Genomic DNA, 12517 nt, shown 5'->3' with positions numbered 1-12517 from the left:
GAGGGGCCCTGACAGGCTGTAATCTTACTCATTGAAGATTGAACTTGCGGATAAGACTATTTTTCGTTACAATCTTCATACTATTTTTTATCTCAGCAAAATTCAGCGAATTGAGCATATATGACAAAATATACGGAAAGCGATCTGTTCTTGACTCTGGATACGTCCGCCAAAATGCCTCTTTATCAACAACTTTATAGAGAGCTCCGTCAAGCTATCCTCACTGGAAAATTAAGCGCTAACCAGCGTCTTCCTTCGACACGCTTACTTGCACAAAAATTGGATCTTTCACGTCTAACCGTTCTCACCGCGTTTGAGCAGTTGTATGCAGAGGGCTATATCTATGGTAAGGTTGGGAGCGGAACCTATGTCGCTCCCGATCTTCCTGATGAGCTCCTCCATCTTCCTGCACAGATTGAGCATGCTCTCCCTGACTTCGATACACACCGTAGTCTCTCCAGACGAGGCCAGGTGATTGCAGGAACAAGAGTCTCGCCCAGGCGCTATTGGGATGACAAATATAGTAAGCCCTTCCGTCTCGGGCTTCCAGCTCTGGAACATTTTCCATTTGATATCTGGGCACGATTGATGGCGCAGTGCGGACGCAATCTGTCCGCTCATCTTCTGAACTATACTCATCCAGCTGGCTATCCTGGGTTGCGAGCAGAGATCGCTGCGTATGTTCAGGCGGCTCGAGGCGTTCGGTGTGCTGCCGAACAGGTCATTATTGTCTCAGGTGCCCAACAAGGTATCGATCTTGCCATTCGGTTGCTCTTAGATCCAGATGATCAGGTCTGGCTTGAAGATCCTTGTTATCTCGGGACGAGAGGAGCCCTACAGGCAACTTCAGCACAGATTGTACCGATTCCTGTCGATGAGGAAGGGCTGGTGGTAACGGAAGGTATCAGACGGGCACCAGGCGCGCAAATGGTCAGTGTTACCCCTTCACACCAGTTTCCACTGGGGGTCACTATGAGTCTCTCACGAAGGTTGGCCCTGCTCCAGTGGGCCAACCAGTCGGGTGCCTGGATTCTTGAAGATGATTATGATAGCGAGTATCGCTATACTGGACGCCCTCTTTCATCATTACAGGGGTTGGACTGCAATGGCAGGGTGATCTACGTCGGGACCATGAGCAAAGTTCTTTTCCCCGGGCTACGGCTCGGTTACCTCGTTGTTCCACCCGATCTCATTGATGCCTTTACAGCCGCACGTGCCATTGCCGATCGACAGCCGCCCATTCTTGATCAACTCGTTCTCACAGAATTTATGGTCCAGGGGCATTTCTCACGCCATCTCAGGCGTATGCGCACCCTCTATCATGAGCGCCTGCAATGCCTCCAAGAAGAGGTCGCACGTGAGCTTGGAGGCTTCATTACGCTCCGACCAGCTGAGGTAGGAATGCATGTTGTAGGCCTTCTCAATGATGATCTCGATGCTGTCCACCTATCACAGCTTCTTGCACAACACGATATCATTGCACCCGCTGTGAAAACATACACAACTCTTCTGCCTGCTTACAATGGCCTGCTCTTTGGATATCCCTCGGTAAATCAACAGGAGATGCATGCAACGATACAGTCTATGGCGCAGGTACTTCAGTCTGCTCTCAGCAAAAAACAGATGCAGTCTCTCTAATCGCAACAGAGTCAAGCACAGACATCGTCCTTGTGAACAATGAACGTGCTTGACTCTATTGGGCAAACGCTACTTCTACACAAAGGAGCTTATTTATCCTTCTCCTTATTCCCACCAAAGATTCCACCCAGACCACCCAGTCTCTTCTCTGCCTGCGCTTCTAATGAATCCAGAATGCCCGAGGCAGCGTCTTTGGCCTGCTGAACATACTTTCCAGCACCGGGTATCTTGTTTGCCAGATTGTCGATAGCATTGTCAATCTGCTGCTCAGTCTGGCTGCGGACCTGATCCATCGAATGGGACTCATCCTTTGGATTAGCCGCCTGCTGCGATTGGTCAACATAACCAGTCTGCTGAGGCTGCTGTGATTGATCAACGGGTGGCTGTAAGGGTTCATTGCTCGAGTGTGTTAATCGCTCTGGGGAATTCAGGTCGTCTTGCTGTGACCACTGATCTTCGTTCCCTGGATAGGACATAGAGAGTTCCTCCTTCTGGAAGATTTCGTTGAACGCATCGCATCATCAACTAGCAAGCTTTGGCGAATGATTCTATCTTCATGCTGAATTATGGATCAGATGAAGCGTACCATCCGCACTCTCTATCATACTCACCAGGGCAATAGCAAAAAACACGCAGAAAAAGGCGCTGAGCGTGGCACGTGAAATTGCATGGACAGATCAAAAAGAGATTCTACTCTATCCACTTATTGTCACACTTTTACAACAGTACAACTAGAACTTCATTTGCGCTAAAATCTGGGCGCACGCGATTGTATCCTCAATCATATCTACATATAAGATCAGGAGATACAAGACATGCTTATATCTCCTGATACAATCAATTGTTACAGACAGTTTTTACGCAAAGGGCTGAAGATATTCTCGCTCCGTCTCCCACATTTCATCGAACAGGGCATGAATCTCAGCGGGCGAGCAGACGGCGGCCGTCAGCGGGTCCATCATGAGAGCATAGCGAGCCGCTTCTTTATCTTTATTAACAATGGCATCTCGCATCAGCGTATGAACCGTCATGTGAGAGCGGTTAAGACCAGCTAGCTGCTCAGGCAATGGGCCAAAGTGTGTGGGCTGCACGCCATTGCGATCAACCAGACAGGCGACTTCAACGCATCCATCAGGAAGGTTATCGATTAACCCTGTATTGCGCACATTTCCATAAATAACGGTTGGGCGATGCTGCGTCACTGCTTCAATAATATCTGATCCATATTCGTGGCTACGGCTGAAAGGAATCTCCGTTCGACCTTCAATCATATCAAGTATGGTCTGCTGGCTCTTCACACGCCATTCAGGCCAGGTAGTGGCATAGAAACCACTTTCACCCAGATAGCCCTTGCGGCAATATTTTTCAATCAGGTCTGGACGTTTACGGAAGTAAGGCACATACTCAGAGAAATGTCCGCTGCTCTCTGTGACAAATGCGCCAAAGTAAAGCATCATCTCGAGACGAACAGGATCTTTCTCATACACCTCGCTCAATTTCATGCGCTCACGCAGACGAGGATACATATCCTCGCCCTTATGGCGGAGAACGGTGAACCAGGCATTATGATTGATACCCGCGCAATTCCATTCCAGTTCCTCGTAAGGCACATCCAGATATTGAGAGAGCTGCTTTGAACTGCCCTGGACACTATGACAGAGCCCAACGGTACGCATCTTTGTTGCAGTCAGAGCAGTCAATGTCAGGATGGACATAGGATTGGTATAATTGAGTACCCAGGCATTTGGACACAGCTCTTCGGCATCTCGCAAAATATCAAGCCAGGCCGGGCCTGTTCGCAGAGCTTTAAAAATACCGCCCGGTCCAATTGTATCGCCAATACACTGATCGACCCCATACTTTAAAGGAATATCATAGTCATGACGAACATTCGCCATACCAGCAACTTCGATGGTATTCACCAGAAAATCACTTCCAGCCAGAACATCGCGACGCTCAACTGAAGATTGAACCTGCCACTTCTTTCCACTGCGCTGAACTAATAATTCGGCGATCTGATGAGCAGTCTCTAATCTTGGGGCATCAATGTCTACAAGCGCAAATGTCCCTTCCTCTAACCCATCAATATGCAAGACATCCGTGATGAGCTGGCGGGCAAATACCGCACTTCCGGCGCCCAGAAAAGTTATCTTTGTCATCGTTGATAGAAAACTCCTTATTTCGATGGTGCGTATTGATTTATCACCACTTGAAAGAGCTATGGAAAATTTGAATTGAACACAGAGCAAGGCTATTGTTTTTTGCAGGTGATAAACTTATGTATAGAGTGACATGAAAAACACGTGATTGTCAAGTATTTTTTGGTGACCAGAAAAAGAAGAATTTATTGACAAGCGAACAAGGTTCTGGTATAGTAGGATATAGAAATAGTGTGCTGGTGACAAGCTCATAAGACTTGCGCCATAAAGAGAGAGGTGTCCAATGCAAACAAAAAGTATACATTCTGTTTACTATGCATTGCGACTCCAGACGGTCCACACTATCTGCTAAGATCGATTCACCTGTTTTAGCATGAAATAAGCTGTGGCTACCTCAATGGAGGTGGTCTTTTTTTATACGCAAAAAAGGGTCGCAATGCTTGCGGCCCTTTTTTCTGTCCTGCACAGGATACGAGAGAGAGGTGCTCTATGAAACACTCGATGAATACCTTCAATGTTGTTGTTTGTGACTATCTACCCACAAGGAGCTTTTCATGTCTAAACGGAAATTGGCCCGCGCAATGGATGAGATCGAAGAACAAGAAGCGCTGGCAGCTTTAGCTGGTCAACATGGCGATCCGATTCAAGCTCTCTTAGATCCTTTCCTGGCCGGCGGTCTGATTACAGAGGTGCTCGACGAAGTAAAAAGTGGCAAAGAAGCGACGGTCTATTGCTGTCGAGCACATCCCTCACAAAATGTTCCCTATTTAGCAGCCAAGGTCTATCGTTCGCGCAATAATCGCGGCTTCAAAAATGATTCTGTCTATCAAGAAGGTCGCGTGATTGGTCCACATCGCATACGGCGAGCCGTTCAAAATAAGTCAACATTCGGTCGCGAGGTCCAGTTTAGCCTCTGGATTGGCTATGAATACGAGACGCTGACGCTGCTGCATGCTCAGGGAGCCGATATTCCCAGGCCAATCTCTCGAACGGATAATGCGATTCTGATGGAGTACTTTGGTAACCTGGAAGCTCCTGCTCCATCCCTTCATCATACAGAGCTTGATCCACAAGAGGCTTACGCTGTCTTTGCTCGCCTGATGGATAATGTACAGCTCTTTCTCAAACATAATATTATCCATGGTGACTTATCGGCGTATAATATTCTCTATTGGCAGGGACGTGCAACGATTATTGATTTCCCTCAGGCCGTCGATCCACGCTTCAATCCTCATGCATTCAATCTATTAGCGCGTGATATCGACAATCTCTGTAAATACATTGGCCGCTATGGCATTCAACGAGACTCACGACAGCTTACAGAACGGCTCTGGTACCAATTCAAAAACGCTCAGCTTTAATCCTGCCTGGCTATCAATCAACCAGAAGAAAGAAGAAGTTCTCTCTTTCCTTTCTGGTCGATTGATAGCCAATCGTGCTGAACATGCACAAACGTCATTGTATCGATGAGATTGCTCAGGTCAATCAGGCGTTGTTGCTCTGTCTTCTCTTCTGAAAAGAAAGGTTGCATACAGGGTGGTGAAACCCTTTCATGAAAGTCTACTCATGAGTAGATGGCAGCTCTTGAGGGGGCCAGGATTCCTGCACCATTGCTTTCTGATAGAACTGAGAGGTTGCGACAGGTAAAGACATTCCCAGTTGTTCCATAGCCTCCTCTACGGCCTCCTTTTTCTTGATAGGCCTGGGTAAGAAGAAGATGCGAATGAAAAAGGCTAACCCCAGTAACATAAAAAAACCACCTGCAAACCAGTTATTTTTATATGGTCCATGAGGGTTCTTCTGGTATGCATCACTTGTAAAAATCAGAGGGTTCTTCTTATTTTCGTCGTATACGGCAATCTGTACGACATGATAGGCGCTTCCATTCAGGTTTGTTCCAGTATTAAATGCCGTTTTATCAATGGTCAGCATATCCTGAGTATCATACGTTACGACAAGCAATGAGTAGCCCTGTAATACATCAGGCGTAAATGTGGGATTGAGATCATCCGGATACAAGAAATACAGTGAATCATCCTCTAATTGCAGGTAAGCATTATTATCTGAATGCAAATAATGCTTCATGGCTTCATACTGAGTCGATTGATAGGTTATCTGATGCGACGTACTGCCAATTAAAAGGCCCAGGGTCAACAACAGCAATCCGCAGAGCAGCAAACTCCAACGATGAGAGAAAAGATAGTGAAAAAAATGGCGCACCATAAAAGATCTCCTCTTTCTTAGAGTGTGTCCTAAAACCAGTAAGTAGCCGATAGAAAAAAGAAAGGAGTCAAACAAGCGATCAGAAAGGATCACAGCCAATGGAAAGAAGCATCACGCGAAAGCCGTACGCCACCGATCTGACGGATGCCCAATGGGAGTTGCTGGCTCCCTTCATCCCAGATGTCTCGCCCAATGCTACCCAAGAGACCATTCCCAGGCGCGAGATCGTCAACGGCATCCTCTACGTGTTGCGAACAGGCTGTTCGTGGAGACTGACACCCCACGATTTGCCCAACGGCAAGACGCTGCACCATTATTTGCGTCAGTGGAAACACAGCGGGGTTTGGGAGACTGCCATGACCAGCTTACGCAAACAAACCCGTCAGGCCATTGGCCGAGAAGAGGAACCCAGTGCGGTCATCATCGACAGCCAATCGATCAAAACCAGTCCCGTCCGAGGCATCGAGCGTGGGTTCGATGCGGGAAAAAAAAATCTGGGGTCGTAAACGACATCTTCTCGTTGACACGCAAGGCTTCGTTCTGGCGGTCAAAGTGCATACCGCGGGCTTGACCGACCGCAAGAGCGCTCCTCTGCTGTTGGCCGGGCAAAAAGAATACTTCCCACGAGTTTCGCATCTGTTCGCTGATCGGGGATACACTGGGCCGCTTCTTGATTGGATCAAAGAGCACCTTGGCTGGGAACCGGAGATTGTCCCTCATGAACACAACGACTCCCAGAGCGATTGGGTGCTCGTCAATGGGGAACCGGTCAAGATTGCCAAACCAAAAGGCGGTTTTCAGGTTCAACGAAAACGATGGGTTGTTGAACGCACCTTTGCCTGGCTCACGCGGTTTCGTCGCTTGGCGCGCGATTATGAGGGTCTCCCTTCGAGCAGTGAGGCTCTTATCCAGATCGCTGCGATCCGTCTCTTTTTGACGCGTTTGGCTCCTTTCTAGGCCTTTGCGTTTATCTTAAGACATACTCTTATAAAAAAAGACGAGCTTATTTTACAATAAAATATTTCACTATGTAAGTGCATCTCTTTATATTATTTCTATTCTTTGACCATATCGGTCATTATCAGCATCATTACAGCCTTGTTTTTTTCATTAGGGTGTGCTAATATCTGAGTGCATTGGTAGGATATACAGCGCCTTTGCACTCATAGCTAACAAGAGCCAGAGGCAACAAGAAAAGAGATTGCCCAGGTTAGCTTGAGAGGTTAACAATGAAGCATTTACATGCGCAGAGGGATCGAGCGATGAAACTTTTTGAAAACCAGAAATCATGCGATTGTTGTCAGGCTACTCTTAAATGGTGGGACGTCCAGAATTGCTCACAATGCGGCAAAACTATCTGTAATCACCATGCCTGTAGGGTACGACGTCTCCATAGCCATGTTCTGTTTTCACTGTGTGTTGAGTGCTCAGCCAGACAACACCAGGCTTCTGCTGCTACCAGCCAATCCCATCCAAACAGACATGTTCATGCGTAGCCTGCTTGCACAATTCAGGGCGTCTGGCAGTCTCTCGCTGGTTCCATCAGACTTCCTTTTCGCTTAGACAAAAGGAAACGAGACTGCCTCTACTTTTTTAAGCATGCTCTCTATATCTCCATATTGCTTATCTTCAACGGCAACAAACTGCTCGATCAAGCCCGCCTGTAAAGAAGGTCGCAGCCCCTCATCTTGATGGAGCCTCAGGAAAATGGTCTGTAGCTGCTTTTTCAGCTCAGGAGCTATCCGCTTAGAGATTACAACAGGTGGAACGCTTGAGGGTCCCATCACATCTATAGTGCGCAAATCTGCTGCAATCTGAGGATTTCGCTGCAAAAATACCGCTAAGACATGAGAATCAATCGCTGCGGCATCAGCCTCTCCCTCTACCACAGCCTGCACTGACTGCAAGTGGGAACCAGTCTGAAGCAAGGATCCAAAATAGTTGGGATCTTTCTTCCGTTCAAGCAGGCTGTAAGATACAACATTACAGCCTGAATGTGAAGCGCGCTCATTATAGGCCCAGCGACAGCCAGCAAGATCATCAAAGGATGTATAAACGCTGGCTTTGCGCACAATCACATCTGAAAAATAGATTGGTCTGCCCTGGTAGCGCTCACCTGACAGTACAGGAGCAGCGAGAATGTCAACAGGACAATCAGATCTCTGTCGTAAACGAACATATAGCAAGCCACATAAGAAACCAAGATCAGCCTCTCCTGCTTCAAACTCGTCAAGGGTAGCGCCTGTATGGAGCGAGGTGGTAATCGCCAGGCGCCTCCCTACCTCTTCCGCAATCCGCTGATACGTCTCTTGCATGAGTGGAGAAAGGAAGTTTGCAAATCGTAAACCATTCTGTTGCTGCGAAGAGATCTTCATAAATCTTCCCTTTTTCTCTCATTACTAATTATGCGGCTGCACTGCTGAAGCCTGACTAACCGCTTGTAAGCCGCCAGGAAAGTGATAAAATTTGGTTCGCTGTAACACAAAATCACCGCTGGCTAAACCATTGCGGATCACACCACTGTGTAAGCGAATCCAATCATAATAGCGAGGAGCCAGCTGGTGCGCAGCATACTTGTGAGCCTCGCTTCCAAGAAGATGAGACTTCAGCTCATAATCCTCAAGGACAACAAGATTATACCAGAGTCCTGGCCGTAATTCTAAGGAGGCATAGCCAAGAAAACCCGGCATATGTGAGATCTCAGCCACTAATTGCCGATCAGCCTGAAGCAACTCATTGTAGACACTACTGCTGATGGCTTGCTGACGAGTTCCTACAAACCCGACAAACGCAAAATCACGTATCTTGACTAATTCAGCAGGATTAAAAATGACGGTATGATGTTCTCGCTCGCGTCTCTCTTCTAATGTGCGACGAAGCGGAAAAGAGGTTTCTACCTGGATCGGTGAAAGTTGGAAGTGATGAGAGACCTTACGCGCCATGTACTTCAAAATGACGAGATCTCTCTGCTCTTGACTACGATGATGAACAAGAAAATTATCTGGTTGAAGAGGAGTGATTGTTGCAATCTGACTAATCATAGAAGCTCATCCTTTATAAATGCAAAAAATTTCAGTTCAAAACAGCACGAAGCGATTAATAATGAAGTGCAACCAACAAGCACTTCCATACAAAATGGGGAAGTATCAGGGGCTTCAACGATTATTTGAGCACAGCATCTCAGCTTTTAGGAGCATGGGAGCAGAATAATAGAAGCCTCTTACTACTGGTTGTCAAAAAAAGTGTCTAACAACACATATAGGAGGTATATTGCATATAGGGGGTACACATAAGGGAGGTGCACATGGAGAGAGGATTGAGGATGAGATCATTTGAGGTCAGAGAAATAGTCTTAACAGGCAAAATAGAGGTAACTTTTGTTACATAGTTCAGATCATCGTGGTGGAGAGCAACGGAGCTTTGCACCTTCAAAGATCTAGACGCACGTTGCGGAATTGTCTGAATGAATCTTTTATCATTGTGCTCATAGTAGCCTGAACCATATGGCCTCGGAGCAGGTGGACGCTGAATACTGTGAACCATACTAATCAATACTCCATCTTCAAAGCTGGATCGAGGGATGAACGCTCGATCATTTAATGTAACTATTGTTACACGCATTGTAGAGAAAAGAAAGCAAACTGTCAAGCCCCTCTCTCAAGATCTCAAGATCTGAGGGAGGGGCTTTTTACGGTTATTCGTTCAGTCAAGATAGAGGAGCTCTTAAGCAGCTACTCCATTCCCAACAAACGTGACGACCTTCTCGCCAGTATTATCATTGGAGTTAAACGACCATGTGTCCTTAGCGGTACCTTTCATAGTTGGTGAAAAGTCTACTTTTACAGTCAACGTCTGCCCCGGAGCAATCACTGTTCCTTCTGGTAGATCGGTAACTGCACTGAAGCCAACGTCGCTGCTAGGAGATTTTGAAATTGTAATCTCTAACGGACTCCCGCCAGTATTTTGCAAGGTAAACGAGACTACAACGGTTTTTCCTACAGGGACATTCCCAACATGAATTGTCGTAGCATCGATCACCAGGTTAGCTGGAGACCCTGCATTCCCTGATAAGGGGACAGTGGCCACCCCACCAGTCGTATAAATACGAAAGACGCTTGTATAGCTTCCAATCTTCTGTGGTGAAAAGGTTATTGTCACCGTTACACTTGCCAGTGGTGCCAGAGTTGAGTGTGAAGCAGGCAATCCACTCACATGAAACGGTGCATTTGGAAGATCATACCCTTCCAGCTTAATTGGAGTTGCACCAGAGTTCGTCAAAGTTGTCGTTGATGTCAGTGGAGTGCCACCTACACTGGTCCCACCAAAGCTAATGGGAGATGGTGAGACGGTCAACGTTCCCTTCTTCGACTCGCCCGTCCCTGAAAGGCTAAAAGGAATCTCACCACGTGAAGTAGTAAATGTTACATTTGCTGCCTCTAATCCCACTGAGGTTGGTGCGAAAGTCACAGGCATAGAGAGCTTATCGCCTGCATTCAGAGTGATGGGGAATTTTACTTTACTCTTCTTAATGCTAAAATCAGGGTTGCTAATCATTTTGCCAGTAAGAATAATATGTGTACTCGCCTTGATTGTTAATGTTTCCGTATGTTTCTTCCCAATAACTACCTGACCAAGGTTCAATGCTTCACCACTCAATGGAGTATTTACGGGAGATCCAAATCCCAGAACATGTCCATCGCGTGTCCCCACATATAAGTGATTGGCATCGACACCAGGCGGTGAATATTTTGTCGCAGTCCCGACAGGAACGCTATAGCGCAAATGCAAGACCCCATTCACAGGAATTGGATCATACGCGCGCAACTGTCCACCAACTCCACTTCCATCAGGCGACCAGATCACCCAGACCAGTGCAGAGCCAGAACTGACCCCCGAAGAGGTTATCACTGGAATACTGGAACCAAACCCAAATGTGTCCGAGGTAGCACCAACATAGCTTAAAGTTGGCTTGCCATCTCCATCAACGCTGGAATGGAAAACCTTGAGCTTCCCACTGCCACCACCACCTTGAGCAGTAGTGATATAAACATAGCCGCCATTTCCTGGCCAGACACTCGGCTTGCCCCAGACACCACCAAACGGTCCAACACGATTAATAACGGCATCGGAATTATTGGGGCCCTGACCACGTCCACCCAGATTGTCCGCATTCAGCAGATAAATGTAGCCTTGTTTCCCTACCTGAAGAATAACATGAGGATATTTCTTTGTACCAAAGTATTGCGATGGCAGTTCTACAACTCCTCCAGATCCAACATCAGAATCATTTTTATTTAAAAGATCCGCATCATAGGGGGCAAAAAAGTCAGTCGCCTTGAGCGAACCATCAGCCTGTACATGCAAACGAACAATAGATTGTGCTAACGTCTGGTGAGCCGCATTCGAGCCCGCCGTCACATCGGGAACTTTCCCATTACCAGAGCTAAACACAATATCACCATCAGCATCAGACAAGAGACTGCTTGGCATCCAGATACCACCACCCGGTCCCAGAGGATTATTCGCTAGCGGCTGACCTGGCTCATTGGTCCAGAGCGTTTTTACTTTCCCTGCTGTTGAGACCCCAATAATCCATCCTTCATAAGGCTTGCGATCACAATGTCCTCCAAAGGCAGCATAGACAACCCCATTCATGAGCAGTAAGCCAGGGCGCTGTAACTGCTTTGTAGGATCAAACTTGATGGTGGGATCATTCCCGGCCACTCCCTGAATCTGAACAGGAAAACCTTTCTGCTCTGCCCCGTTTGCAACACTCACCGCATGCATATACCAGACGGCGGGGCCAGATGTTCCATTCAGATAAGATTTTGAGGTAAAGTATGCGACATTTGTTTTAGAGTCAACGACTGGCGTTGCAGTAATCCCAACCCGGGGGATAAGATCCGAACAGGTCACATCAGCCGGGTTAAAAGGCGTTCCGAGATTTCGCGTCCATTTCTGGCTTCCTGTACCAGGATCTAAGCCATAGATATTGTTCATCTCCGTCGCCACCAGTAATGTTCCCTGCGAGACTAACGGCTGAGCATAGACCTGTCCAACAACATTGGCACTAAAGAGTTTCCCAAATGTTCCACCTCCCACCTGGTCCGGCGTTAAACCTGACTGGTTCGCATACCAGCCCGTCTGCAAATTATCGCTTCCCGCCGCAATAGTATCTGCCTGAGCAGATCGCAAGGAAAAACCACTCCAGGCCAACATACCACCCATACAGGCCACAAGGGTAAAGACTCCGAGACCGAAACGCCATTTTTGAAGAGAAAACCCCTTTGTTGAAGAGGAAGTAGGTATACATGTTGTACAGGGACGCTGTAAATTCATTAATTCTACCTCTCACAATCCTGGATTATTGGATAGATGCCATTCCAACCATCACAGAATTTCCACCAATACCACTTTGCATCTTTTCACATTCAAAACTTTTTCCAACAAGAAAGTATTTACGTTGATTTACAGTTTCTTAAAATGACGACAAATAT

General features: G+C 47.0%; 10 protein-coding genes. 3 read left to right on the top strand and 7 right to left on the bottom strand.

Features of this window, described 5'->3' with window-relative positions; genetic code table 11:
• The first annotated feature begins 120 nt into the window (after positions 1-120).
• Complete coding sequence (pdxR, locus tag EL628_RS22310; protein WP_126582223.1) at positions 121-1638, top strand: MocR-like pyridoxine biosynthesis transcription factor PdxR; 1518 nt, start codon at positions 121-123, stop codon at positions 1636-1638.
• 89 nt (positions 1639-1727) lie between these two features.
• Here pdxR and EL628_RS22305 read toward each other — a convergent pair whose 3' ends face one another.
• Both EL628_RS22305 and melA read right to left on the bottom strand, forming a co-directional pair.
• Positions 1728-2114 (bottom strand): hypothetical protein, encoded by a 387-nt coding sequence (locus EL628_RS22305; RefSeq protein ID WP_126582222.1) that lies wholly within the window; start codon positions 2112-2114, stop codon positions 1728-1730.
• Between the two features lie 381 nt (positions 2115-2495).
• Positions 2496-3797, bottom strand: coding sequence for an alpha-galactosidase (gene melA, locus EL628_RS22300; RefSeq protein ID WP_126582221.1), 1302 nt, complete (start codon positions 3795-3797; stop codon positions 2496-2498).
• A 554-nt stretch (positions 3798-4351) separates the two neighbouring features.
• On the opposite strand from melA, the gene EL628_RS22295 reads away from it, so the two are divergent.
• A complete protein-coding gene (locus EL628_RS22295) occupies positions 4352-5158 on the top strand; it encodes an RIO1 family regulatory kinase/ATPase domain-containing protein (protein WP_126582220.1) in 807 nt (268 codons plus the stop codon).
• 17 nt (positions 5159-5175) lie between these two features.
• Here the strand turns inward: EL628_RS22295 and EL628_RS29935 are convergent, their stop codons facing one another.
• On the bottom strand, positions 5176-5328 hold the full coding sequence (locus tag EL628_RS29935) for a hypothetical protein (protein WP_161975677.1): 153 nt from the start codon (positions 5326-5328) through the stop codon (positions 5176-5178).
• Positions 5329-5357: 29 nt separating this feature from the next.
• Positions 5358-6020, bottom strand: coding sequence for a hypothetical protein (locus tag EL628_RS22290; protein ID WP_126582219.1), 663 nt, complete (start codon positions 6018-6020; stop codon positions 5358-5360).
• A 98-nt stretch (positions 6021-6118) separates the two neighbouring features.
• Between EL628_RS22290 and EL628_RS31050 the strand changes: the two genes are divergently transcribed.
• Positions 6119-6977, top strand: a protein-coding gene (locus tag EL628_RS31050; protein WP_371859636.1) for an IS5 family transposase whose coding sequence is annotated in 2 segments (ribosomal slippage) — positions 6119-6505 and positions 6507-6977 — 858 coding nt in all. Because the reading frame shifts where the segments join, the coding sequence is not laid out codon by codon here.
• Between the two features lie 602 nt (positions 6978-7579).
• On the opposite strand, the gene EL628_RS22280 is transcribed toward EL628_RS31050, so the two are convergent.
• The 3 genes from EL628_RS22280 to EL628_RS22270 all read right to left on the bottom strand — a co-directional run bounded on the left by EL628_RS22280 (position 7580) and on the right by EL628_RS22270 (position 12359).
• A complete protein-coding gene (locus tag EL628_RS22280) occupies positions 7580-8395 on the bottom strand; it encodes a PhnD/SsuA/transferrin family substrate-binding protein (RefSeq protein ID WP_126582218.1) in 816 nt (271 codons plus the stop codon).
• A 24-nt stretch (positions 8396-8419) separates the two neighbouring features.
• Positions 8420-9061 carry a hypothetical protein gene (locus tag EL628_RS22275; RefSeq protein ID WP_126582217.1) on the bottom strand — a complete coding sequence of 214 codons (642 nt, stop codon included), beginning with the start codon at positions 9059-9061 and terminating at the stop codon, positions 8420-8422.
• 682 nt (positions 9062-9743) lie between these two features.
• The gene (locus tag EL628_RS22270; protein WP_126582216.1) at positions 9744-12359 is read right to left on the bottom strand and encodes a choice-of-anchor D domain-containing protein; all 2616 of its coding nucleotides are present in this window, start codon (positions 12357-12359) and stop codon (positions 9744-9746) included.
• Positions 12360-12517: the final 158 nt, after the last annotated feature.

Source organism: Tengunoibacter tsumagoiensis (assembly GCF_003967535.1).
GTDB classification, from domain to species: Bacteria; Chloroflexota; Ktedonobacteria; order Ktedonobacterales; family Ktedonobacteraceae; genus Tengunoibacter; species Tengunoibacter tsumagoiensis.
Note: the sequence above shows the minus strand (reverse complement) of the source record. Positions and strands in the feature narration are given on the sequence as shown.

Excerpts from the sequence above, each read along its gene's own strand:
- EL628_RS22270 (WP_126582216.1), bottom strand. The coding sequence starts at position 12,359 with ATGAATTTACAGCGTCCCTGTACAACATGTATACCTACTTCCTCTTCA.
- EL628_RS29935 (WP_161975677.1), bottom strand. The coding sequence starts at position 5,328 with ATGCAACCTTTCTTTTCAGAAGAGAAGACAGAGCAACAACGCCTGATT.
- EL628_RS22275 (WP_126582217.1), bottom strand. The coding sequence starts at position 9,061 with ATGATTAGTCAGATTGCAACAATCACTCCTCTTCAACCAGATAATTTT.
- EL628_RS22295 (WP_126582220.1), top strand. The coding sequence starts at position 4,352 with ATGTCTAAACGGAAATTGGCCCGCGCAATGGATGAGATCGAAGAACAA.
- melA (WP_126582221.1), bottom strand. The coding sequence starts at position 3,797 with ATGACAAAGATAACTTTTCTGGGCGCCGGAAGTGCGGTATTTGCCCGC.
- EL628_RS22305 (WP_126582222.1), bottom strand. The coding sequence starts at position 2,114 with ATGTCCTATCCAGGGAACGAAGATCAGTGGTCACAGCAAGACGACCTG.
- pdxR (WP_126582223.1), top strand. The coding sequence starts at position 121 with ATGACAAAATATACGGAAAGCGATCTGTTCTTGACTCTGGATACGTCC.
- EL628_RS22290 (WP_126582219.1), bottom strand. The coding sequence starts at position 6,020 with ATGGTGCGCCATTTTTTTCACTATCTTTTCTCTCATCGTTGGAGTTTG.
- EL628_RS22280 (WP_126582218.1), bottom strand. The coding sequence starts at position 8,395 with ATGAAGATCTCTTCGCAGCAACAGAATGGTTTACGATTTGCAAACTTC.